The 24,054-nt window shown below is 69.2% G+C and carries 21 protein-coding genes; 14 read left to right on the plus strand and 7 right to left on the minus strand.

What is annotated here, in order from left to right; genetic code table 11:
• Positions 1-145: 145 nt before the first annotated feature.
• Both CA951_RS21125 and mrf read right to left on the minus strand, forming a co-directional pair.
• Positions 146-1,552, minus strand: a complete 1,407-nt coding sequence (locus tag CA951_RS21125; protein WP_143543076.1) for an IS1380 family transposase — start codon at positions 1,550-1,552, stop codon at positions 146-148.
• Positions 1,553-1,697: 145 nt separating this feature from the next.
• The gene (gene mrf / locus CA951_RS21130) at positions 1,698-2,945 is read right to left on the minus strand and encodes a ribosome hibernation factor-recruiting GTPase MRF (protein WP_373414091.1); all 1,248 of its coding nucleotides are present in this window, start codon (positions 2,943-2,945) and stop codon (positions 1,698-1,700) included.
• A gap of 124 nt (positions 2,946-3,069) precedes the next feature.
• Between mrf and rpmB the strand changes: the two genes are divergently transcribed.
• From rpmB to rpsR, 4 genes are read left to right on the plus strand one after another with little or no spacing between them, the layout of a single operon-like run.
• Positions 3,070-3,306 (plus strand): 50S ribosomal protein L28, encoded by a 237-nt coding sequence (gene rpmB, locus CA951_RS21135; RefSeq protein WP_087558672.1) that lies wholly within the window; start codon positions 3,070-3,072, stop codon positions 3,304-3,306.
• Positions 3,306-3,473, plus strand: a complete 168-nt coding sequence (rpmG, locus tag CA951_RS21140; RefSeq protein WP_005238642.1) for a 50S ribosomal protein L33 — start codon at positions 3,306-3,308, stop codon at positions 3,471-3,473. The genes rpmB and rpmG overlap by 1 nt, the downstream gene beginning before the upstream one ends.
• A 12-nt stretch (positions 3,474-3,485) precedes the next feature.
• Entirely contained in the window at positions 3,486-3,791 is a 306-nt protein-coding gene (gene rpsN / locus CA951_RS21145) for a 30S ribosomal protein S14 (RefSeq protein ID WP_087558673.1), read from the plus strand.
• 9 nt (positions 3,792-3,800) lie between these two features.
• Complete coding sequence (gene rpsR / locus CA951_RS21150; protein WP_005238639.1) at positions 3,801-4,055, plus strand: 30S ribosomal protein S18; 255 nt, start codon at positions 3,801-3,803, stop codon at positions 4,053-4,055.
• A gap of 60 nt (positions 4,056-4,115) precedes the next feature.
• On the opposite strand, the gene CA951_RS21155 is transcribed toward rpsR, so the two are convergent.
• From CA951_RS21155 to CA951_RS21165, 3 genes are all read right to left on the minus strand, one after another.
• Positions 4,116-4,721, minus strand: a complete 606-nt coding sequence (locus CA951_RS21155) for a DUF305 domain-containing protein (protein ID WP_087558674.1) — start codon at positions 4,719-4,721, stop codon at positions 4,116-4,118.
• 70 nt (positions 4,722-4,791) lie between these two features.
• Entirely contained in the window at positions 4,792-5,154 is a 363-nt protein-coding gene (locus tag CA951_RS21160; RefSeq protein ID WP_087558675.1) for a DUF6153 family protein, read from the minus strand.
• A 163-nt stretch (positions 5,155-5,317) separates the two neighbouring features.
• On the minus strand, positions 5,318-6,370 hold the full coding sequence (locus CA951_RS21165) for a serine hydrolase (RefSeq protein ID WP_087558676.1): 1,053 nt from the start codon (positions 6,368-6,370) through the stop codon (positions 5,318-5,320).
• Positions 6,371-6,511: 141 nt separating this feature from the next.
• On the opposite strand from CA951_RS21165, the gene CA951_RS21170 reads away from it, so the two are divergent.
• From CA951_RS21170 to CA951_RS21190, 5 genes are all read left to right on the plus strand, one after another.
• Positions 6,512-7,441, plus strand: a complete 930-nt coding sequence (locus CA951_RS21170; RefSeq protein WP_087558759.1) for an AEC family transporter — start codon at positions 6,512-6,514, stop codon at positions 7,439-7,441.
• A 14-nt stretch (positions 7,442-7,455) separates the two neighbouring features.
• Positions 7,456-7,917, plus strand: a complete 462-nt coding sequence (locus tag CA951_RS21175) for a hypothetical protein (RefSeq protein WP_087558677.1) — start codon at positions 7,456-7,458, stop codon at positions 7,915-7,917.
• A 1-nt stretch (position 7,918) separates the two neighbouring features.
• Positions 7,919-9,082 carry an MFS transporter gene (locus CA951_RS21180; protein WP_087558678.1) on the plus strand — a complete coding sequence of 388 codons (1,164 nt, stop codon included), beginning with the start codon at positions 7,919-7,921 and terminating at the stop codon, positions 9,080-9,082.
• Positions 9,083-9,231: 149 nt separating this feature from the next.
• Positions 9,232-12,408 carry an NAD-glutamate dehydrogenase domain-containing protein gene (locus CA951_RS21185; protein WP_087558679.1) on the plus strand — a complete coding sequence of 1,059 codons (3,177 nt, stop codon included), beginning with the start codon at positions 9,232-9,234 and terminating at the stop codon, positions 12,406-12,408.
• Between the two features lie 52 nt (positions 12,409-12,460).
• Positions 12,461-13,822: an NAD(P)/FAD-dependent oxidoreductase gene (locus CA951_RS21190; protein ID WP_087558680.1), complete on the plus strand. Its 1,362-nt coding sequence runs from the start codon at positions 12,461-12,463 to the stop codon at positions 13,820-13,822.
• 24 nt (positions 13,823-13,846) lie between these two features.
• On the opposite strand, the gene CA951_RS21195 is transcribed toward CA951_RS21190, so the two are convergent.
• Complete coding sequence (locus CA951_RS21195; RefSeq protein ID WP_087558681.1) at positions 13,847-15,373, minus strand: PucR family transcriptional regulator; 1,527 nt, start codon at positions 15,371-15,373, stop codon at positions 13,847-13,849.
• Between the two features lie 289 nt (positions 15,374-15,662).
• Between CA951_RS21195 and CA951_RS21200 the strand changes: the two genes are divergently transcribed.
• Positions 15,663-16,907, plus strand: coding sequence for an MFS transporter (locus CA951_RS21200; RefSeq protein ID WP_087558682.1), 1,245 nt, complete (start codon positions 15,663-15,665; stop codon positions 16,905-16,907).
• Between the two features lie 17 nt (positions 16,908-16,924).
• Positions 16,925-18,571, plus strand: coding sequence for an amidohydrolase (locus tag CA951_RS21205; protein ID WP_087558683.1), 1,647 nt, complete (start codon positions 16,925-16,927; stop codon positions 18,569-18,571).
• A gap of 9 nt (positions 18,572-18,580) precedes the next feature.
• Here CA951_RS21205 and CA951_RS21210 read toward each other — a convergent pair whose 3' ends face one another.
• Positions 18,581-19,204 carry a TetR/AcrR family transcriptional regulator gene (locus CA951_RS21210; protein WP_179220260.1) on the minus strand — a complete coding sequence of 208 codons (624 nt, stop codon included), beginning with the start codon at positions 19,202-19,204 and terminating at the stop codon, positions 18,581-18,583.
• A gap of 104 nt (positions 19,205-19,308) precedes the next feature.
• Between CA951_RS21210 and CA951_RS21215 the strand changes: the two genes are divergently transcribed.
• The 3 genes from CA951_RS21215 (at position 19,309) to CA951_RS21225 (ending at position 24,028) form a co-directional block, all read left to right on the plus strand.
• Complete coding sequence (locus CA951_RS21215; protein ID WP_087558685.1) at positions 19,309-20,739, plus strand: APC family permease; 1,431 nt, start codon at positions 19,309-19,311, stop codon at positions 20,737-20,739.
• The gene (locus tag CA951_RS21220) at positions 20,739-22,412 is read left to right on the plus strand and encodes an amidohydrolase (RefSeq protein ID WP_087558686.1); all 1,674 of its coding nucleotides are present in this window, start codon (positions 20,739-20,741) and stop codon (positions 22,410-22,412) included. The genes CA951_RS21215 and CA951_RS21220 overlap by 1 nt, the downstream gene beginning before the upstream one ends.
• Positions 22,413-22,597: 185 nt before the next feature.
• Positions 22,598-24,028, plus strand: a complete 1,431-nt coding sequence (locus tag CA951_RS21225; protein ID WP_087558687.1) for a gamma-aminobutyraldehyde dehydrogenase — start codon at positions 22,598-22,600, stop codon at positions 24,026-24,028.
• Positions 24,029-24,054: the final 26 nt, after the last annotated feature.

Genomic DNA, 24,054 nt, shown 5'->3' on the forward strand with positions numbered 1-24,054 from the left:
AATCCTCGATCCACCGATCGGCATCGGGTTGTGTGGTGAGTCCGGTTGCGGGCGTTGATGGGCTGTCTGGGTGTGGGTGATCGTCCGACCTGGGTGTCGGGTTGTTCCACTGGGTTTCGGGTCGNGGCCGGGAGGGCCGGNCGGATTAGGTGGCCTGGGGTTTTCGATGTCGGGTGTGGGNGAAGAGGTGATTCCATTCCGATTCCCANGGCCAGTGCCGCGGCAGGTGCAGGGTGAGCCGGCGGGCCGAGGACGCGATCCGCGCCGGCACCGAGATCAGGGTCCGCCGGATGGTGGCGGTCGTCGCTTTGNCCAGCCGTGNGCCGGTGAGGGTGGCGGCGGCGCGGGTGAGATTGAACGCCATCACCGCCAGCACCAGCCAGGCACTGTTGGCGGCGAACCGACCCGACGGCAGATGCGCGAGCGCAGAATTCTTCAGGTCGGCGTGGACCTGCTCGATGATCGCGTGGCCGCGGTGAACCTTGTCCGCGGCGACGGTGTCCAGGACGGNNGGGTCGGTGGTGGTGAAGAACGCGTGGAACCGCCNGGTGTCGAACAACGTGCCCTGACCGTCGGTGGATCGGGGATTCAGGTCGGGGATGCGGCGCACCACCAACCGGCCCGGTGTTCGNTCGGATGCAAGGCGGGTGAANGCGGTGAAGTCGATCTCGGCGACCTCGGCGCGGGAGATCCACCGGTCGGTCTGTTCGTCGTAGACGGCGTCGGTGTATTCGATCGGGGTCCACGCATCCTCGTCGATTGCGGTGATCGCCGCCTTCACCTTCGCGGTGAGCCGCACGGTGACCGACACGTCGGCGCCGGTGCGCAGCGCCGCGGAGACGGTCGGGTGCCCGTAGAACGCGGAGTCGGCCCGCACCAACACCCNACCCGGTGACTGCGGGCCCANGTGGCCGAGGGTGGCGAGGGCGTCGGTGACCATCCGGGACGCGCCCCGGGAGGATCCACAGGCGCCGCGGCGCAGGCGNTGGCCGANGATGACCGGAGCCCGTCCGTCGATGGTGNCGGTGGCGATCAGGGCGTTNAGCCCGCGGATNCCGGAGTATCCGTAGCCCGAGCCCTGCTTGCGGTGCCCGTGCACCGGCACGATGGTGTCGTCGATGTCGACCAGGATCCGTCCACTGGTTCCGGTGCCGGGACCGGACACGAGTGGTGTTCGTTCGGACAGGCCACGCAGGAATCGGGTGGCGATGGCGTCGAGTTGGCGGACGTGCCCGAAGGTGAACGCCCGCAGGAATGAGCCCAGCGTCGACGGTGCGTACGGGCGGTCGAANACCGTNGGCATGGCGCCGTGCCGCAGCAGCGCCATGTCGTCGATGCTGTCGGCGCCGGCGACCATGCCCGNCACCAGNGCGGTCACCTTNCGGCCCGGATGTGCGCCCTTGTCGGTGGGCACCGACAGATNCTCGTCCGCCAGGTCAGCGAGGCCGCAGNGCTGNGCCAACCCGAGTATCGGGATCAGCCCGGCCGCGGCNAGCAGGTTGCGGTCGTCGAACGCCGCGGCCGTCACCGGGCGGGTGTGGGATAGTTGCACCCTAGAGATGCCCTTCGTGTCGATCGAACTGGTTCTGTGAGAAGTCCAATTCTGTCAGCACGCAAGGGCATCTCGCCGTTTCGACTCACCCAACCCCACCCGGCATCGGTGGATCCAGGATTAACGTGGGGCGGTTAACAAGTACTCACGGGCGCTGGCGCTGTGCCTCTCTCGATTCGGGTTCTGCGTAGGGTGATTCGCTGGTCTCGCAGGGGTCTTCGTGGAACTGCCCGAACGGGTCGGGCCACGACCGCCATCCGGCCTCGTCCGCGAGTTCGTCGTCGGTGACGAGCGCCCACTGCAGCGTGCGGTCGATCTCGGTCGGGTCGGCGGCGTGCACCAGCACCACCATCGACGTGTGCCGGTCGCCGAAGCGTTCGTCCCAGCACAGCGCTGCCATCGCACGACGCGCGACCCCGACCTGCGCCTGCTCATCCGGGGTCATGGCCGCCAGCCAGCGGTCGGCGGCTGCCACCCGCAGTCCCCCACCGGCCGACTCGAGCCACAGCGCCTCGTCCGGCTGCGTCGCCACCCACACGCGTCCGCGCGAGGTGACGACGCCGTCGAGGAGCACGTCGACGGCCTCGTACAGCCGCTCCGGATGGAACGGGCGGGTGGCGGTGAACTCGACGAGCATCACGCCGCAGTCGTGGGACAGCGGCGGCTGCCCGCGCAGCAGCGGTGAGTGGGCGTGGGACGGCTCACCGCGTCGCGCGCCGGCCGGGATGTCGAGGAGCAGTCGTTCGACGTCGGGGGTGACCCCGCCCCAGCTGATCGGTGCGCCCGGTGCGAGCCGCGCCAGGACGGCGTGAAGCCTTGCCTGCTGCCAGCCGTCGCCCGCGCTGCCCGACACCACCAGGGCGTCGGCGAAATCCACCTGCCCGACCGCGACCTGCGCCACGGTGCGGTCGTCGTCCAGCGCGTCGTCGCCGGTGGCATCGGCCAGCCAAGACCCCGCGTCGAGGCAGGTGACGACGCCGTCGACGCGCACGTCCCGCGACGCCGGACCGTCGATCTGCCCGACCACACCGGACACCGACACGTGCTCGACCGCCCAGCAGACGGCCTCGGGTTCGAGCCTGCGGTCGAGGTGCAGCACGATGCGCTGCACCGAACTGCGGGTGTGCAGGCGGCGGATCAGCGGGAGGAGGTCCTCGCGCAGCGTGCAGGAGATGCAGCCGTGTGTCAGTTCGAGGATGCGGAGGCGCTCGCGCGGCGCCCCCGACTCCAGCGTGGTGACGGTGCGTCGCACGACGCCTTCGTGCACGAGGTCGAGGTCGTGATGCACGACGACGGTGCCGTCGCGGAGCAGCGAGCGCGCCGCGTCCTCGGTGGGGCCGTTCCAGCCGGATACCAGGATCAGCGGCGTCCGGCCGTCGACTATCTCGTTCACGCGTACCCTTTCGATAACGATTGTCATTACGTGGACAGAACGCTACATTGGAATCCCGTCGCTGTCGAAAATGATTGTCATCACCCTCTCGCATAGTTGTCGCAGAGGGCAGAGAGGAACGCCCATGTCGGCGCACTGCCAGGTGACCGGACGCCAACCAGGATTCGGCAAGTCCGTGTCGCACTCCCACAAGCGCACCAACCGGCGCTGGGATCCGAACATCCAGAAGAAGACGTATCTCCTGCCCAGCGAGGGCAGGCGGATCACCCTCACGCTGTCCACGAAGGGCATCAAGACCGTCGACCGGGACGGCATCGAAGCCGTCGTCGCCCGGATTCGGGCCCGCGGGGAGAAGATCTGATGGCCGCCCGCAACGAGATCCGCCCGATCGTGAAACTGAAGTCGACGGCAGGCACCGGATACACGTACGTGACCCGCAAGAACCGCCGCAACGACCCGGACCGTCTGGTGATGAAGAAGTACGACCCGGTCGTGCGGAAGCACGTCGATTTCCGAGAAGAGAAGTAGAAGACACCGCACATGGCAAAGAAGTCGAAGATCGCGAAGAACGAGCAGCGCAAGATCGTCGTGGCACGCTGGGCCGAGCGCCGCGCGGAGCTGAAGGAGACCATCCGCCGCCCGTCGAGCAGCGCAGACGAGCGCGCGGAGGCCCGAGCGGCACTGCAGCGTCTGCCCCGCGACGCGAGTCCGGTACGATTGCGCAATCGAGACGCTGCGGATGGACGTCCGCGCGGCCACCTGAGGAAGTTCGGGCTCTCTCGCGTGCGTGTTCGCGAGATGGCGCACCGCGGGGAGCTGCCAGGCGTCCACAAGTCGAGCTGGTAAAGGAAGAAGATGGCAGTCAAGAGAGCACCGTCGAAGAAGCCGCGTCCCGTCGAGGGCCGCAAGCCCAAGAAGAACCCGTTGTTCGCGGCCAAGATCGAGTACGTCGATTACAAGGACATCAACCTCCTCCGCACGTTCATCTCGGACCGCGGCAAGATCCGCAGCCGCCGCGTCACGGGCCTGACCCCGCAGCAGCAGCGTCAGGTTGCCGTCGCCGTCAAGAACGCTCGCGAGATGGCTCTGCTGCCCTTCACGAGCCGGTAACTCGCAAGGCACCGAAAAGGCCCCGTAATCCTGGGATTACGGGGCCTTTCGTCATTCCGGTCAGCCGAGCGCGGCCTGCATGTCGGCGATCTCCCTCTGCTGGGCGGTCACGATGTCGGCGGCCATCTGCTTCGCGTCCGGGTTCTCACCGTCGGCGAGTTCGACGTTCGCCATCTCGACCGCGCCCTCGTGGTGCTCGATCATCATGGTCAGCCATTGCCGGTCGAATTCGGTGCCCGACAGTGCCATCAGGGCGTCCATCCGATCGGCCGACATCATGCCGTCGCCGTGGTCCATGTCGCCGTGGTCCATGCTGCCGTGGTCCATGCCGGACGCCGGAACCGGTTGTCCCCACTGCTGGAGCCACGCGGTCATCCGGTCCATCTCCGGTTGCTGCGCCGCCTTGATCGCGGCGGCGAGAGCGACCACCTTCGCGGTGTCGGTGCGGCCGGCGACCATATCGGCCATCTCCACCGCCTGCGCGTGGTGCGGGTACATCCCGTCCAGGAACGCGATGTCGGCGCCGTTGAACCGCGCCTGCGATTCGACGACGGATGTCGTGGCACCGGACGTCGACGGGGTGCCCGCCGAATCGGTGCTGCACCCGGTCAGGACGAGAGCAGCGGCCGCCGCGGCGGAGATCAGGGCTGTGCTGGTGGTACGCATGAGGAACTCCTCGGAATCAGCTCGGAAAATGACAGTCGGATCCGCCGGGGCACACGCCCCGGGCTCCCTGTCACACCCGCAGAATCGAGAGTTCCGCCAACGACAACACCGTCCACGGCGGCGGGCCGCGCCCCGACTGCACCCGGCCGGCGCTCACCCGCGACCGTCGCGCCGCAGGATCCGCGGACTGCCACCACAGCAGCATCGCCGACGTCAGCGCGGCGATAACCACGACCACACCGGCACACTGGTGGCCGGTGAGATGGGGTTGCTCGCAGCCGTCCCCGCCACATCCGTGAGGGTCCTCGGCGTGGGACGCGGTGGCCGCGGGTTGTTCGTGCACCGCGGCGATCGCGGTCGGCGCGATCAGGCTGTGCATGAGGAGCACCCCGGCGGCGACGGCGATCAGCAGGGCGACACGAGCCGCGACCATCCGCCTCCGCCCGGTTGCCGCCTCCACAGGCACCACTGTAACCGGACATACCCGGCGGGGGTACGCAGGTGAGTGGCAACGCGTGCCCGAGGACACTTCGTCACTCACGTGGGGGGACGCCGGGCAGGTGAGTGACAAAGTGTGCCGGGGGACGCTTTCGCACTCACATGGGGGTGTGCGCGAGGATCTCCAGACCCTGCTGCTCGAGTCCGCCGATCGTGTCGGTGAGAATGACGAGCCCGCGGTCGTTCGCCCGGTCGAGCACGACAGTGCACTGGAAGCCGCCCGTCGCGCCGCCGTGCAGCGTGTAGTCCCGGCCTTCGAACGGGACGATCGACCACGTCAGCGCCCGGTAGTTGGCGCCGACCCACCGCGGATCCATTGCCGTGCTGCCCGGGACCGTGCCGTCGAGCAGAGCCCGGACGTACGTCGACATGTCGTTCACCGTGGACCGCAACCCACCAGCGGGGGCGTACGCGTCCAGCGGCCACGGGTCCTGCGACCGGTGCAGGACGTCGAATCCGCGGGTGACGTCCGCGGGCAGGTCGGCGGCGGTGAGCGGCATCCACGACTGCGACAGTCCGAGTGGGAACAGCATGCGCTCGCGGAGCAGCGACGGGTAGTCGGTGTGCGCGGCCGCGGCCAGCGCCTGGCCGAGCAGCGCGAAGCCGACGGTCGAGTAGGAGTAGCTGCCGCGGGTGGTGAGCGGCGCCGACCGCAGTTGCTCCAGCAGCGTGTCCGGGTCGTACGTGAACGGGTTGGACGCGACCACCCAGTTCCCGACGGCCACTACGGTGTCCGTGCTCATCGGGAACTGCGCCAGCCCGGACGTGTGGGACGCCAATTCGAGCAGCGTCACGTCGCCGACCGGCGCGCCCTGCAGCGGCAGCACGTCCGCGACCTTCGTGTCCTCCCGCACCTCGCCGCGGGCGACCGCGTCGACGAACAGTTCCGCGGTGAACGTCTTGGTGACGGAGCCAATCTCGTAGTCGGTGTCCTCGGTGGCCCCGAAGTTCGCGAACCGGGTGCCGGAGGAGTCGATGTACGCGACGCTCGCGTGCTCGCGGTAGCTGCGCCCGAGGACCTGCCCGGCGAGCGCGATCAGAGCGGGATCCCCGCTCGACGGCGGGGCCAGCGCCGACGCCACGGGCGCGGCACCCCAAGCAAGAGTCCACGCGCAGAACAGCGCGCAGAGAACGGTCGTACGACGCAGCATTGCGACTCCTCGAGCGCGACGGAACGCGCACACAGACGATGTTCCCGACCGGACGCTATTGTCACTCACCCGAATACCTGGCACTAGACTTCGGAAGGTTTGCCGACAGGAGGCATCCCTGTCGAGGAGGTGCCCCGCAGCGTGTCGGGAGTTGTTGCGGGATTCACCGTCATATTCGTGATCATCGCGATCGGCTACATTCTCGGCCGGCGTGGGACGCTGGGCGCGGAGGGCGAGTCCGTCCTGGGCAGGCTGGTGTTCTTCGTCGCCACACCGGCGTTGCTGTTCGAATCGCTCGCATCGTCCGACCTCTCCGTGATCTTCTCGCCCACACTGGCCGTCGCGGCTGTCACGGCATTGACGGTCGGCGCACTGTACATGGTCGTCGCGCGGGTGTGGCTACGCAGGTCCCTTCCGGAACTGACCATCGGCGCGCTGTCGTCCTCGTATGTGAACTCCGCGAATCTGGGCATTCCCATCGCGGTGTTCGTGCTCGGGGACGCGTCGTTCGTCGCGCCGCTGTTGCTGTTCCAGATCATCGCGTACTCCCCCATCGCCCTCACCATCCTCGACGTCACCACACTCCGGCGGGGCGGGTCGCGACTCGACACGATCACCGCGCCGTTCAAGAACCCGATCGTCGTGGCGGGCGCGGCGGGACTGCTGGTCGCCCTGCTCGGCTGGACACCGCCTGAGGCGCTGATGCAGCCGTTCCGGCTCCTGGGTGGCGCGTCGGTGCCCGGCGCACTACTCGCGTTCGGCATCTCGCTGTACGGGGTGCGGGTGCTGGAGAAGGGAACGAGTCCGCGTCGCGACGTCGCGCTGGCGTCGGTGCTCAAGATTGTCGTGCAACCGGTGCTGGCCTATGTGATGGCACGCTATCTGCTCGGGCTGAGCGGCCACGAACTGTTCGCCATCGTGGTGGTGGCGACGCTGCCGACGGCGCAGAACGTCTTCGTCTACGCCAGCCGGTACGGGGTGGGAACGGTGATGGCCCGGGACACCGCGTTCGTCACGACTTTGGCTGCGATTCCGGGGATTGCGCTGGTCTCCGGCCTGCTCGCGGGATGAGGTTACCGTGGCTTATGCGCGTAATCGCCCTCGCAGTGCTGGCCTGCCTCGCCGTCGCCGGATGCGGGTCCGGTTCGAGCACCGACGAACCGACGATTCCCCCGGAGATCGCGTCCGCAGTGGGTCCCAGCCCGACCAATCCGTCGGGGATGCCCATTCCCTCCGAGGTGCCCGGCGACGACTTCGGCACCGTCTTCGAATCGCGCCCCGACATCGTCCGGGCGAATCCGACGCCGTTCGAGTCGTGGTCCCGCGCGGACGGCAACAAGGTGGCGATCCACTTCGTCACCGGAACCCCGGAGTGTTACGGCGCCGACGCGACGGTGAGCGAGACCGACACCACCGTGACGATCTCGCTGCGCACCGGTACTCTCCCGGAGGCGGCCGACAAGATGTGCATCCTCGTCGCCGTATTCGGCACCCTCGAGGTCCAGTTGCAGGGGCCGCTCGGCAATCGTCAGGTGATCAACGGTTGACCTGGTGAAGCACTGGTTTCTCAACGTCTGCATTGCCACTGCTCTCCTCCAGGCCGTCTATCACGCCGTTCGCGTTCTCGTCTCCTACCGTGTCCTCGCTCTCGGCGGCGACGCCGTCACGATCGGCGTCGTCACCGCCCTGTTCTCGCTGGCGCCGCTGCTCGTGGCCGTCCGGATCGGACGCGCCGTGGACCGGCGGCACGCGGCCGCGGTTCTGCGGACCGGGGTGCTGCTGACCTCCCTCGGGGTCCTGGTGATCGCCGTCAGCGGCGACCTGATCGTCCTCGGGCTCGGCAACGTGATCCTCGGGTTCGGGCAGATCCTCGTGACCGTCGCCGGGCAGGGTTTCATCACGCTCCTCTCCCCACCGGGTGAACTGGACCGCGGTTTCGCCGGATTGACGCTCGGCGTCTCGATCGGCCAGGCCGTCGGGGTGCCGCTGGTCGGTGTGATCGCGGCGGGCAGCTCGGACGGCGGCGTCGTCGAGACCACCCTGGCGTTGACGGTGATGGGTGCGGTGGCGCTGGCGGCGGTGCCGTTCGCCTGGCCGATTCGCGAACGTCCGCAGCAGGCGGGACCACCGTCGCCCGGCGACCGGCAGTCCGTGTTCAGCATGATCTCGACGACGGGGATGCGGCCGGCCGTGTTCAGCAGCCTGATCGTGCTGGCGTCGGTCGACGTCGTCGTCGCGTACCTCCCCGTCCTCGGGCACGAGTTCGGTTTCAGCGTTTTGTTGGTGACGTTGCTGCTGACCGCGCGCACCGCGGCGTCGATCGTGTCGCGCGCGTTCCTGCCGTGGCTGCTCACTTGGGTGCCGCGGTCGAGACTGCTGGTCTCCGCGACGCTGTGCTCGGCGCTGCCCACCGCCCTGCTGCCGTTCGTCCCCGACCCGGCCGGGATGGCACTGCTGCTCGTCGTCGCCGGATTCTTCTGGGGCATCGGCCAACCCCTGACCATGACGTGGGTGGCCGGGCTCGTCACCGCCGCCAACCGGGCCGCCGCGCTGTCGCTGCGGCTGACCGGCAACCGGCTCGGGCAGGTCCTGATTCCGCTGGCCGCGGGCGCCGCGGCGGGCGTCGCGGGCACGTCGTCGATCTTCGTGATCACCGGCGGTCTGCTCGGCACCGCGGCGGTCTCGACGTGGCGTGCTGTGAGTACTTCTTAACCGCCGGCGGTTAACAAGTACTCACGGGTGCCGAAACGTCGCGCCCACCGACACACGACGCTCCACTTCGTCGGATGTGGCGTGCGTCTCTCCCCGACACACTGGTTCCCAGTCACGCGTTCGTCAGATCAGGGGTCAGGAGCCACACGATGAGCTATACCGGTGTCATTCCGAGCACGACCGACACACCCGGTCCACGCCGGGACGAGGCCGCCGTGTCGAGCGCGGTCCTGGCGTCCGGAGGTACCACCCCGCGGCTGCGTTTCGTCGACTCCGCGGATGCACGGCCCGAGCCGGCCGCCGTGATGGTGTGGCCGCAGGGCACCCCGCTGCTCGCGGAACTGGTCGCGTTGTTCGCCGACCTCGGGTTGCGGGTCGCGTCCCACGAACAGCTGCCGGACGGCGAGTCCGGCAGCCCGCTCGTCCACCGGTTCGACTTCAGCACCGGCGACTTCGCCTGGGACGCCGAAACTCCCGGTCTGCTCTCCGACGCGTTCGAGGCCGCGGCCGCAGGACATCTGGAGGTCGACGGCTTCACCCGCCTCGTCGCCGCGGCGAACCTGACGTGGACGGACGCCGTCCTGATCCGGGCGGCGTGCCGGTACTTCCGGCAGGTGGGGCTGGGACTGTCGGAACCGAACATCGTCGCGATCCTGTTGCGGCACAACGATTTCGTGCGCGGATTCCGCGACCTGTTCACCGCCCGGTTCGATCCCGCCGTCGCCGGCTCCGACCGTGAGAGCGCCGCAGCGGACGCCGAGCGGGTGCTGCTCGCCGCGATCGACCGCACCGCGACGATGGACGAGGACCGGCTGCTGCGCGGACTGCTGTCGTTCACCTCGGCGGTGTTGCGCACCAACTGGTTCCGCCACGACCGCACGATCAGCGCCGCCCCCGCGGCCTTCAAGATCGACCCGTCGCTGTTGTCGCTGTCCGCGGCCGTGACGCCGTACCGCGAGATCTTCGTGCACTCACCGATCGTCGAGGGCAGCCATGTTCGCAGCGGTCCGGTGTCCCGCGGCGGCCTGCGCTGGTCGGACCGCAAGGACGACTTCCGCACCGAGGTGCTGGGTCTGATGAAGACGCAGCACGTGAAGAATTCGCTGATCGTCCCGATGGGCGCGAAGGGCGCGTTCGTGGTGCGCACCGAGACGACCCCGGACGCGGTCCGCGCGGCGTACACGAGTTTCATCGACGGACTGCTCGACGTCACCGACGACATCGTCGACGGCGAGGTCGTGCATCCGCGCGACACGGTGATCTACGACGAGTCCGACCCGTATCTGGTGGTGGCGGCCGACAAGGGGACGGCCCGGTTCTCCGATCTGGCCAACAGCATCGCGACGCGACGCGGGTTCTGGCTGGGTGACGCATTCGCGTCCGGCGGGTCCGCCGGCTACGACCACAAGGCGATGGGCATCACGGCGCGCGGCGGATGGGTCTCGGTGCGCAGGCATTTCGCGGAGATGGGCAAGAACGTCGACACGGACGCGTTCACCGTGGTCGGCATCGGCGACATGTCCGGGGACGTGTTCGGCAACGGCATGCTGCTCAGCCGCGCCATCCGGTTGGTCGGCGCGTTCGACCACCGGCACATCTTCCTCGATCCCGAACCGGATTCCGAGGCGTCCTACCGCGAACGCGAGCGCCTCGCAGCGGTGCCCGGCAGCAGTTGGGACGATTACGACCGCAGCCTCGTCTCGGCGGGTGGCGGTGTGTGGCCGCGGACCGCGAAGAAGATCCCGCTGTCGCCGCAGGTGCGTGAACGGCTCGGCGTGACCGCGACCGAACTCCCCCCGCACGAGGTCGTGAAGGCTCTGCTCACCGCGGACGTGGACCTGTTGTGGAACGGCGGAATCGGCACGTACGTCAAGGCGTCCACCGAGGGGCACGCCGACGCGGCCGACCCGGCCAACGACGCCGTCCGGGTCGAGGCGCGCGATGTGCGCGCCGCGGTGATCGGCGAGGGCGGCAACCTCGGTCTCACCCAGCGCGCCCGGATCGAGTACGCGCTGAACGGCGGCCGGATCAACGCCGACTTCATCGACAACGCCACCGGCGTCGCCACGTCGGATCGGGAAGTGAACCTCAAGGTCGCGCTGGACGCCGCCGTCGCGGTCGGCGAACTCCCCGCGGCGGAACGGAACACGCTGCTCGCCCGGGTCCAGGACGAGATCGGCGAATCGGTGCTCGCCGACGCCGCCTCCCAGACTCTCGCGATCAGCCTGGCCGAGGTCCACGCCCCGTTCCTCCTCGGACGCCACGAGCGGCTGATCGAGAACCTCGAGCGGGACGCCGGCATCAGCCGGGCCGCGGAGGTCCTGCCGTCGGCGGCGGAACTGTCCGCGCGGCACCGCGCGGGCCAGGGACTGGTCCGGCCGGAGATCGCCGTTCTGCTCGCGCAGTCGAAGAACCTCGTCGTCACCGAACTGCTCGCCTCCCCCGTGCTCGACTTCGCGGTATTCGACGGTGTGCTCGCCGACTACTTCCCGGCCCCCATCCGCGAACGCGTCCCCCGTCAGATCAGCGGGCACCGGCTCGCCCGGGAAATCGTGGCCGTCATCGTGGCGGGCGACATGATCGACCGTGTCGGACCGGGCCTGATCCACCGACTGGAGGAGCGGCTCGGCGTCGGCACCCCCGAGATCACCGTCGCGTACGCGGTGGTGCGGCAGGTGTTCGACATCGACCGCCTGTGGAACGAGGTCCTCACGCTGCCCGGCGCGTCGCACCGGACCCGGCTGAACCTGCACTTCGGCATCCAGGACCTGATCGAGCGCACCACGTCGTGGCTGCTGCGGCACCGTGGAACGGATGCGCAAGAGCTGATCGAGCGCTTCGCGAAGCCGGTCCAGGAACTCACGGCCGCGCTGCCACGCCTCACCGGTGCGCCGGCGCAGGACCTGGCCACGCTGCGGATCCTGGCGCAGGCCTTCGCCCTGGAGACCACTGCGCAGTCGCTGGACGTGCCGATCACCCAGGTGGCCGAGACGTACCGCGAATTCGGCCGCGTGGTGGGCCTCGATTGGCTGTCGGAACGATTCTCCGTCGGCGAGACCGGGACCGCCTACTGGGAGGCCATGGCGGGTGCCGTCCTCGTCGACAACCTCCAGGAGCACTGGCACGGCCTGATCGGGCTCGTCCTGCGCGGCGCCTCGCCCGCGACGACCGCCGCCGACGCCGTCGCCCACTGGCTCACCGAACACACCACCGCCGCGGACCGCCTGGCACAGATGCTCGGCGAACTGCGCAGCCTCGACCGCGTGGACAACTCGAGCATCTGTGTCATCGACGCCGAACTGTCGCTCGCGCTGACCCGCTGCTGACCAGAACCACCTTTCCCGAACCGATCAGCACTTCAACCAAAGGAGCTCGAAAGTGCCTACTCTCCAACGTGATGTCGCCATCATCGGCGCAGGCCCGTCCGGCCTGGCCGCAGCAACGGCGCTGCGTAAGGCGGGGTTGTCCGTCGCCGTCCTGGAGGCGCGCGACCGCGTCGGAGGCCGCACCTGGACCGACACCATCGACGGCGCGATGCTGGAGATCGGCGGCCAGTGGGTGTCCCCCGACCAGACGGCGCTGATCTCGCTGCTCGACGAACTCGGACTCGAGACGTTCGACCGGTACCGCGAGGGCGAATCCGTCTACATCTCGGCAGCAGGCGACCGCACCCGCTACACCGGTGAGTCGTTCCCCGTCGACGAGACCACTCGCAAGGAGATGGACCGCCTGGTCCAGATCCTCGACGACCTCGCCGCGCAGATCGGGGCCGAGGAGCCGTGGGCGCATCCGCTGGCCCGCGAACTGGACACGATCTCGTTCAAGCACTGGCTGATCGAGCAGTCCGACGACGCCGAGGCCCGCGACAACATCGGCCTGTTCATCGCCGGCGGCATGCTGACCAAGCCCGCGCACGCGTTCTCCGCGCTGCAGGCGGTGCTGATGGCCGCGTCCGCCGGATCGTTCTCGCACCTGGTGGACGAGGACTTCATCCTCGACAAGCGGGTCATCGGCGGCATGCAGCAGGTGTCGATCCGGATGGCGGCCGCCCTCGGCGACGACGTCTTCCTGAACGCCCCCGTGCGCACCGTCCGGTGGAGCGAGGACGGCGCGGTGGTACTGGCGGACGGGGACATTCGCGTGGAGGCCTCCCGCGTGATCCTCGCCGTCCCGCCGAACCTGTACTCCCGCATCTCCTACGACCCGCCGCTGCCGCGCCGCCAGCACCAGATGCACCAGCACCAGTCGCTGGGACTGGTCATCAAGGTGCACGCCGTGTACGAGACCCCGTTCTGGCGCGCGGACGGCCTGTCCGGCACCGGATTCGGCGCCTCCGAGGTCGTGCAGGAGGTGTACGACAACACCAACCACGAGGACACCCGCGGCACCCTCGTCGCGTTCGTGTCGGACGAGAAGGCCGACGCGATGTTCGCACTGAGCGAGGAGGAGCGCCGCGCCACCATCGTCGGTTCCCTCGCCCGCTACCTCGGACCGAAGGCCGCCGAGCCGGTCGTGTACTACGAGTCCGACTGGGGCTCCGAGGAATGGACCCGGGGCGCGTACGCCGCGAGCTTCGACCTCGGTGGCCTGCACCGGTACGGCAAGGACACGCGGACACCGGTCGGACCGTTCCACTTCTCCTGCTCGGACATCGCCGCCGAGGGCTACCAGCACGTCGACGGCGCCGTCCGGATGGGTCAGCGCACCGCCGCGGACATCGTCGCCCGCCTCGGAAAGTAATCCCGTCCGGTCATCGCCCGGCAGTCACGACTGCCGGGCGATGATCGCGAGCAGCAGTTCGGCGCGTACCCGCGCCACGTCCAGCCTGCAGTCGATCAGCGACTCGATCCGCGCCATGCGGCTGCGCAGCGTGTGCCGGTGCACGCCCATCGTCGCCGCCGCCGACTCCCAGTGCCCGTTCGCCTCGAGGAACGCCCGCAGCGACCCCAGCAGTTCGGTGCCGTTGGTGCGGTCGTAGTCGTCGATCGGCGAGATCATCGTGTCCGCCAGCGAGTTCAGCACCTCCCGCGTCGAACTGAACGCGAGCAGCGCGCTGCCGGTCAGCGCCGCGAATTCCAGCGGATCCGCGCCCGCCTCGGCGGCCGACGCGGCCAGTTGGGACTGTTCGATGGCCGCGACGAGTCCGGCGATCTCCCGCCGCCCGCTCAGCCCGGCACGGATCGCCTTCCGCTCCGGGGCGGACAGACTGCGCAGCATCGCCCGCGCGAAGTCCACGTCGTCGGTTCCGCGCAGCAGCACGGTGACCCGCGCATCGTGCCTGCGCGAGAACAGTTGCCGTCCGGCCTTGTTCATGGCCACCGCGACCGCCGACTCCGCCCGTTCCGCGAGCGCCGGCGTCTCCGCCACGACCGTGAGTCCGCGGATCATCCCGTCCGCGTCCGCGGCGTGCCGGATCTGTGACCACGCGGGCGCGAGGTCGCGGTCCTCGGTGAGCAGCAGGCCGAGGGCGTGCGAATTGAGCCGGTTCTGTGCTGTCCGGAGCCGCACCGGTTTCTCGAAATCCAACGCGAGCAACGAGTTCGCGTGCCCGAGCAGGATCTGGTCCACGTGGCTGAGCGCGGTGGGACTGATCACGGCGAGGTGGCCGTGCGGGGTGCTGCCGACGCTGATCTGCTGCACCGTGATCGACGCGCCCGAGCGCGCGAGAGACACGCTGCTCGACGCCCCGCCGGTGCCCGCCTCCAGCACGTCGCGCAGTTCCCCGAGGACGTCCTCCGCGGGCTGCGCAGGATGCGCCTCCAGCACCCGGCCGGACAGGTCGAGGAGCAGGACGGTGGACGCCGTGGCGACGGCGAGTTCGCGGACGGTGGCGCCGGTGCCGCCCTGGATGACGGCGCGGGTCATCCGCGGCTGGGCCCGGGACGCGCGCAGCACCGCCTCGTACTCCTGCTCCGCAAGACGGTTCATGACCCTCTTGACCACAGCCGCGAACGGAGTGGGCAGCGGAATCTCGAGCAGCGGCAGCCCGATCTCGTCGGCGACGATCACGAGGTCCTCGGGCACCTCCGGATGGGAGAGTCCGGTGCCGAACCCGACGGCCGCCACCCCGGCTTCGCCGAGTCCGCGCAGGTACCGCCCCCGGTCGGCGGCCGTCAGCGGCAGCCGGATACCGGTGGTGAGGAGCAGTTCGCCGCCGGAGAGCCAGCGGAAGGGGTCCTGCAGTTCGGTGGTGTGGGCGAACGTGATCTCGTTGCCGAGACCGGCGGCGCCACCCTTCAGTTCGAGAGCCAGGTCCGGCTGGGACAACATCCAGCGAACGGGAACGGTCATGTCGGCTCCTGCGCAGTGTGCGGTCGGGTCCGTGCCACCCTGACCGGTCGGAATCGGGATTGCGCTGGACAAGTTGGCCAGCTGAGCACGGACGACTACTCCATTGTGTCAGACGCCGACCTCGAACAACGCCGAAACGCAACATTAACGAATCAAGTTCGTTTGCCCTCTTGCGCCCGGGGCACACCCTCCGCATACTTAACGAATCCCATTCGCTAAGTGACCCACGTCTCACGCGGGCCGCCACCCGAGACCCGGAGTTGTCGTTGTCCCACCCCAGGAATCCCACGTGACCGCCGCCGTCCGCGTCCCCCTGACTCTCGGCCGCGGTATCGCCACCTTCAGCGTCTTCGTCGTCGGCTACATCACGGCCAATCTCATCCCGCTCATGATCATCGCGATGGTCGACGACCTCGGCGTCACCCAGACCGTCGCCGGCGCCGTCCTCACCGGCTCGCTGCTCGCCACCGCGCTCGTCTGCCTCGCGACCACCCGCTGGGCCGCCGGCCGCTCACGCCACCTACTCGGCCGCGTCAGCCTCGTCGTGATGGCCGCCGGGTTCGGCGTCGCCGCCCTCGTCCACTCCGCGCCGGTCGCGTGCGCCGCCGTCATCGTCGGCGGGATCGGCGCCGGTGGCGCGGTCGCGGTCGGCGGGGCCGCCCTGGCCGCGCTGAACAATCCGAACCGGGTGTCCGGGATCAACGGGCTCGTCAACCGCACCGCGGTCACCGGAGTCCTCGCGCTGATCCCGATCCTCGGCCTGCACATGACCAACGCCTTCGGGATCGTCGCGGTGCTGGCGCTGGCGACGGTGTTCACGATCACCTGGCTGCCGTCCGCCCCCGCCGTCAACGAGGACGACGACGAGCCGAGCGCGGCACACACGCGAACCCCGTTGCCCCAGGGCGTCACCGAGAAGAAACTGGCCGTCGCCGGCTTCTCCCTCCTCGTGCTCTTCGCGATCTGGGCGATCGGCGAGGACTCGTTGTGGGCGGTGTCGGGCATCATGGGCGCCGAACACGCGTCCCTGACCGAACAGCAGATGGGTCTGGCCCTCAGCCTGTCCACCGCGGGCGGCATCGGCGCCGCCCTCGTCCTCACGGCGCTCGGTTCGCGCCTCGGCCGCACCGTCCCCACCGCCGTCCTCCTCGGACTCGGCGCGGCCCTCAAGCTGGGCTCCTGCCTGGCCACCGATTCGACGACGTACCTGGTGCTCATCATCGCCTGGAACACGGTGTACGCCGCGGCCTTCATCTACGTGGTGGCCATCGCCGCCGCGCTGGACTCGTCCGGCCGCTGGTCCGCCCCACTCCTCGGCACGTATCTGGTGGGATCGGCGTTCGCCCCGCTCTTCGGCACGCTCGTGACCGGCGCCGTCGGGTACGCCGCGTTCGGCTTCGTCCTGGCGGGCATCAGCCTCGTCCTGCTCGTGCCGATCGTCTGGATCGCCCGCCTGTCGACGCGCACCGAGCAGGCCTCCGCGTCACCCGGACAGGATCCCACTGCCCGGTACACCACCTCGGTCGTCGTCTGACGGAAAGAGAGAACACCATGAACACGGACACGACCCACTACCGCGGCGGCCGGATCTTCACCGCCGCCGAACCGGCCTGGGCCGAGTCGATGATCGTCCGGGGCGACCGCCTCACGTACGTCGGCGACACCGCGACCGCCGACACGCTGTCCGGCGACGCCCACGTCGTCGACCTCGGCGGGGCGTTCGTCCTGCCCGGTTTCATCGACGCCCACACCCACCTGCTGATGATGGGACAGGCCCTGCAGAAGGTGGACCTGCAGAGCGCCGCCGACCTGACCGACATCCAGGACCGCATCCGCCGGTTCGCCGCCGAGAACCCGGACGCGCCCCGGCTCCTCGGCCGCAGCTGGCTGTTCTCCGCACTCGACGGGCACCCGCCGACGCGTCAGATGATCGACGCGGCCGAAGCCGACCGACCCGTCTACCTCGACTCCAACGATGTGCACTCGGCGTGGGTGAACACCGCCGCGGTACGCGAACTCGGCATCGACGCGAACACCCCCGACCCGATCGGCGGCCGCATCGAGCGCGATCCCGTCACCGGCGAGGCCACCGGCATGCTGTTCGAGACGGCGGTGACCCAGATCGTGTGGCCCGCCCTCGCGAAAGTGATCAGCAACGACGAACGGGACACCGCCCTCGCGGCCGCGTTCGAGCAGTATCTCTCCGACGGCGTCACCGGGGCGGTCGACATGGCGCTCGGCGCGGACGAGGTCGCGGCGCTCGAACGCGCACTGGCCGCAGGCGACGGCACGCTGCCGCTCCGGGTGGCCGGGCACTGGCTGATCGAACGAACCGATTCGGAAGAGGACAACGTCCGCCAGGTGCACGAGGCGGCGCAATTCCAGCAGCGGCTGCAGGGCCCCTGGCTGCGAATGGCCGGGATCAAGGTCATCATCGACGGCGTCATCGACAGCTGCACCGCCGCCATGAAGGAACCGTACTCGGACGGCACGAACGCCGAACCGATCTGGGACCTCGCCTCGCTGGCACCGGTGGTCGCCGCTGCCGACGCCGCCGGACTGCAGGTGGCGATGCACGCCATCGGCGACGAGGCGTCGGAGATCGCGCTCGACGCGCTCGAATACGCGTTCGTCGCCAACGGGATTCGCCCGCGCAGGCACCGGATGGAGCACCTGGAGACGATCACGGAGGACAACGTGCAGCGGCTCGCGCGACTCGGCGTCGTCGCCTCGATGCAGCCGGTGCACGCCGATCCGGCGATCCAGGAGAACTGGCGGGCGATGCTGGGCGACCATCGGGTCGAGCGGGCGTTCCCGTGGCCCGAGATGACGGCGGCGGGCGCCGTCCTCGCGCTGGGGTCCGACGCCCCCACCGCACCGCACCCCCCGCTGCCCAACATGTACATCGCGACGACGCGCAAGTCCGCGATCGATCCGGCGCTCGCGCCCAACCTGCCCGAGTACGCGCTGCCGATGGCGGACGCGCTCGCGCACGCCACCCGCGACGCCGCCTACTCGTGCCGCTGGGACGACCTCACCGGTCAGCTCGTCGAGGGCAAGGCCGCCGATTTCGTGGTCCTCGACGGGGATCCGTTCACCGCGGGCGCCGATTTTCTGCTCACCGCACGGGTGCAGCTGACCGTGGTGGCCGGCGCGGTGCGCCACGAAGCCGAGGTGGCGGGCAGCTTCCCGGCGTAGCCGTTCCGGTCAGTCCCGTTCGGCTGCGGCGTCTTTCGCGACGCCGCAGCCGATCTGTTCGCAGAATCCCAGCATGGCCGTTCGGGCGGCGTCGACGGTGATGAGGCTGTTTCCCCCGACGATGTGCAGACCGTACGCGTCCTCGAGGGCCACCAGGTTCATGGCTGCCTGGTCGATGTCGCCGTTCACGGCGAACTCCCCCGACGCGTGTCCGTCGCCGAGGATCGCGCGGTACGTCGCGAGTTGCCGCAGATACATCTTCCGGACCAGTTCGTCGTGCAGCGTCGAAGTGCCCGACATGAAGTCGAATTCGTAGAGCAGCCGCATCAGGGTGTCGTCGGGCCCGCTCGGCAGGCCCGCGTCGATGGCCGTCCTCAACTTGGCGGCGTACGACGTCTGGGCGGCCACCGCCTCGTCGCGCTGATCGCAGTAGCGCTCGGTGCCCGCCCGATGGGCCTCGGCGAGAAGCGCATTCAGGTCGTCGAAATAGTAGAGCAGCGCACCGCGTGTCAGGCCCGCCCGCTTCGCCACGTCGGTCAGGGACAGGGACCGCAGTCCGTGTGCGGATCCCGCCTGCAGCGTGGCCTCGACGAGTTCGGACCGCCGCTGCTTCTGAGTGTTCGGTCGTGCCATGGCGTTGACAGTAGCCGACGTGATCTGTGACACTCGGCCCAGTTGTTTGACGTGTCTGTCAAAAAAACTATTTCACCCCCTCACCCTCCCCGAACGGACAGCTCATGGACCAGACCGCCCGGCCGCCCACCGCCACTCCCCCCGCCGCCCCGGACGCCTACGAGGCCTCACTCTCGCGGAGCATCGGCGTCGGCGGAAACATCCTGATCACCCTGTCCTCGATCTCACCGGCGTCGAGCGTCTTCATCCTCGGCGGCTCCGCCCTCGCCCTGTTCGGCACCGGCGTCTTCTGGGCGTTCCTCATCGCCGGCATCGTCAGCATCCTCATCGCCTTCTGCTACGCCGAACTCGCCTCCGCGTATCCCGTTGCGGGCGGCGACTACTCGCTGGTGTCGCGGGCACTCGGACCGGCCTTCGGCGTCGCCACGTTCTTCATCAGTCTCATCTCGCTGCCGCTGATCATCGCGGTCTTCGCCCTCGGCGTCGCCGACTATCTGGGCGTCGCGATCCACGGACTGTCGCCGCAGCAGACCGCACTGGTCGTCGTCGTGATCACCACCGTGACCGCGTGTTTCGACATCCGGACGAACGCGTGGCTCACCGGGGTCTTCCTGGGCGTCGAGATGGCGGCACTGGCCCTGCTCACCGTCCTCGGTTTCGTCCACATGGAACGGCCGCTGTCGAGCCTGCTCAGCCCGGAGGTCCTCGACACGTCCACCGGCCGGCTCGCACCCCTCGCGATCTCCGGACTGATGCTCGCCGTCACCCAGGGAATCTTCGCGTACAACGGGTACGGCGGCGCCGTGTACTTCGCCGAGGAGACCAAGAACGCCGCCCGCTCGATCGCGAAGGCCGTGATCTGGAGCGCCGTGATCACCGTCGCCACCGAACTCGTCCCGCTGATCGCCATCATGGTCGGCGCCCGCTCGCAGACCGAACTCTTCGGATCCGACCTCCCCGTCGAGGCCTTCCTCACCGAACGCGCCGGTCACGCCGTCGCCATGGTGGTCATGCTCTCGATCGCCCTCGCCGTGATCAACGCGATCATCGCGATCACGCTGCAGGCGGGCCGGCTCCTCTACGCCGCCGCGCGCGATCGCGCCCTCCCCGAGACCGTCGCGGCGCCGCTGCAGGCCGTCAGCACCAAGGGCCGTGTCCCCGTGCTCGCCACCGTCGTGATGGGCGCCATCGCGTTCGCCGCGTGCTTCGTCCCGCTGGACGTCCTGCTCACCGCCACCGGGTCGACCCTGACGTTCACCTACCTGTTCATCGCGCTGGCCGCGATCAACCACCGCCGCGGCGGAACCACCCGAGCCGGCTACCGCATGCCGTTGTGGCCGCTCGCCCCGGGAATCTGCATCGCCGCACTCGGTCTCGTCTTCGTCGTCACCCTGCTCGACCCGGAGCAGTGGCTCAGTCTCGGCATCTCCCTGGGACTCGTCGCCGCCGGTTTCGTCTATTTCGCCCTGTACCTGCGACCGCGCAAGAACACCCACCTGCTGCTGCTCGACGCCGCCCCCGAGGAGACCTGCTGATGCTCGACCTGCTGCTGAACAACGGCGTCGTCCGCACGTTCGACGCGCCCGGCCGGGCCGAGGCCGTCGGCATCGCGGACGGCCGGATCCGGTACGTCGGGACCACCGAGGACGCCCCGGCGGCCCGGCGGACCATCGACCTGCACGGCCGGCTGGTGACCCCCGGCATCGTCGACAGCCACAACCACCTGCTCCTCGGCTTCCACCCCGACGCGGTGAGTCTCGAAGGCGCACAGGACCTCACGGAGGTCCGGCGGCGGATCGGCGCACACGCGGCCGCCCGCCCCGACCTCGACTGGATCTGCGCCGAGAACGCCGTGTACTCCGTGGTGACCGGGCGCAGGCCGAACGCCGACGACCTCCGCGGCCTCACGGACCGCCCGGTCTTCATCACCACCTACGACCAGCACTCGGTGTGGCTGAACGACGCCGCGCTGCGGAAGCTCGGCATCGACCGCGGCACCCGGATCCCCTGGGGACGTCCGGAATTCGACGGAAACGGCTTGCCAACCGGCTGGGTCACGGACTTCTACACCAGCGCGATGACGCGGGCCGGTCTGGCCGGTCTGCAGCGCGACATCCCGATGTACTCCCCCGACCGCCGGTACCGGAGGATCACGTCCAGCCTGGAGATGGCGACCGCGTGCGGCATCACCACCGTCGTCGAACCGCAGGTCCCGCTGGCCGAACTCGACCTGATGTACCGGGCGCGCGCCGAGGGGCGGATGCATTCACGGGTGATCACCGCCCTGTTCCACCCGGTCGGCGCCGACGCCGCGTTCCGCCGGGACCTGCGGGAGGCCGTCGACGGCGCGCCGGTCGACGACATGCTCCGGCTCGGGCCGGTCAAGCTGTACGCCGACGACGTGATCGAGCCGCACACCGCCGCCATGCTCGCCGACTACGCGAACCGGCCGGGCCACCGCGGGGCGCCGAGCCTGCCGCCGCAGGAGTTCACCGCGATGCTCACCGAACTCGACCGTCTCGGTTTCCAGACGCACACGCACGCGACGGGCGACTGGGGCATCCGGCTGGCGCTCGACTCGATCGAGCACGCGGCCCGTGTGAACGGCACCATCGACCGGCGGCACGGCATCGTTCACGTCGAGTGCCTGCATCCCGAGGACCTTCCCCGGTTCCGGGACCTCGGCGTCGTCGCGGCGATGCAGCCGCGGCACTGCTCGCCCGACCTCGTCGCGGGGACGTGGATGGAGAACGTCGGGGAGGACCGGTGGGACCGGGCGTGGCGTTTCCGTTCGCTCGCCGAGTCGGGGGCGGCGCTGGCGTTCTCCAGCGACTGGCAGGTCGGGGAGATGGATCCGCTCATCGGCCTCTACTCCGCGCTGACCCGCTCGGGTCTGGACGGCCGCACCGACTGGACTCCGCACGAACGGATGGACCTGGATTCGGCGTTGCGGGCGTACACCCGCGGCGGCGCGTGGGCCTGGCACGCCGAGGACGACCTCGGGGTGATCCGTCCCGGCGCCCACGCCGACCTGGTCGTCTGGTCGGCGGACCTCTACGCGCTCGAACCCGGAGACCTGCTGGACCAGCGGGCCGACCTCACCCTCGTCGGCGGCGAGGTCGTGCACGACGCCACCGTCGCGAGCGCCCCCGCGGACGTGCCGTTCGCCGGTTCCGGAGCGGCCGGGCACACCTGCTCGCACGGGTGACGCCGGATTGGACAACTCGGCGCGGCGGGGGGCGCGTCTTTCACCATTTTGTCAGCTGCCTCCGGCTTGTGAGACAGCGCACACTTGTTTTCAGATGTTCTGCAACTCCGGGCCCCGGTCGGACCGTTCCACCGACGGACCGCTGCGGACCACGAGTTTCGACCCCACGAGAGGAACCGGTACCGATGTCGATCGACGTACTCGAGAACTACATCAACGGTGAGTTCGTCGCCTCATCCGCGACGGAGACGCTGGACTTGATCAACCCTGTGGACGAGAGCGTCGTCGGGCGGGCGCCCGTCTCCACCAAGGCCGACGTGGACGCGGCCGTCGAGGCTGCCGAGCGGGCGTTCGTCACGTGGGGCAAGACCACTCCGAGCGTGCGGCAGACCGCGTTGCTGAAGCTTGCCGACGCGATCGAGGCGCACAGCGACGAACTCGTCGAGGCCGAGTGCCGCAACACCGGACAGCCCAAGCAGGTCATCGCCGACGAAGAGATCAAGGTGGGCGCCGACCAGCTCCGCTTCTTCGCGGGCGCGGCCCGCATGCTCGAAGGCAAGGCCGCCGGCGAGTACATGGACGGCTTCACGTCCTACGTGCGCCGCGAGCCGATCGGCGTCGTCGGTCAGGTCACCCCGTGGAACTACCCGTTCATGATGGCCCTGTGGAAGATCGGCCCCGCGCTCGCCGCGGGCAACACGATCGTCCTCAAGCCGAGCGACACCACCCCGAACAGCACGCTCGTCCTGGCCCGGCTGACCAAGGGGATCCTCCCGGACGGTGTCTTCAACGTCGTCCTCGGCAACGGCGAGACCGGCGCCACTCTCGTGGAGAACCCCGCCCTCGGCCTGGTGTCGATCACCGGATCCGTGCGGGCGGGCATCGCCGTCGCCGTCTCCGCCGCACGCCAGCTCAAGCGTGCCCACCTCGAGCTGGGCGGCAAGGCTCCCGCGATCGTCTTCGGCGACGTCGACATCGAGAAGACCGCGAGCGGCATCGCCGAGGCCGCCTTCTTCAACGGCGGCCAGGACTGCACCGCCGCCACCCGCGTCCTCGTCCACGAGTCCATCCACGACCAGCTCGTCGACGCCCTCGTCCGCAAGGCCGAGACGCTCAAGCCCGGCCTGCCGGACGACCCGGACACGTTCTACGGCCCGCTCAACAACGTCAACCACTTCAACGCGGTCAGCTCGAAGATCGCCGAACTCCCCACGTCGGCGAAGATCGTCACCGGCGGAAAGCGTTCGGGAGAGCAGGGTTTCTTCTTCGAACCGACCGTGATCACCGGAGTCGACCAGCGGGACGACATCGTGCAGGAGGAGACGTTCGGTCCCATCCTCACCGTGCAGAGCTTCTCCGACGAGAAGGAGGCCGTGACCCTCGCCAACGACGTCCGGTACGGTCTGGCGTCGAGCGTGTGGACCAACGATCACGGCGTCACGCAACGACTTTCGGCCGCACTCGATTTCGGTGCCGTCTGGATCAACTGCCATATCCCGCTGGTCGCCGAGATGCCGCACGGCGGATTCAAGTACTCCGGCTACGGCAAGGACCTCTCCGGCTACGGCGTCGAGGACTACACCCGCATCAAGCACGTCATGAGCTCCAACGACTGATGTCGCTCCCACCCATCCATCCACGT

The organism is Rhodococcus sp. NCIMB 12038, from assembly GCF_002165735.1.
In the GTDB taxonomy this organism is placed as follows: Bacteria; Actinomycetota; Actinomycetes; order Mycobacteriales; family Mycobacteriaceae; genus Rhodococcus_F.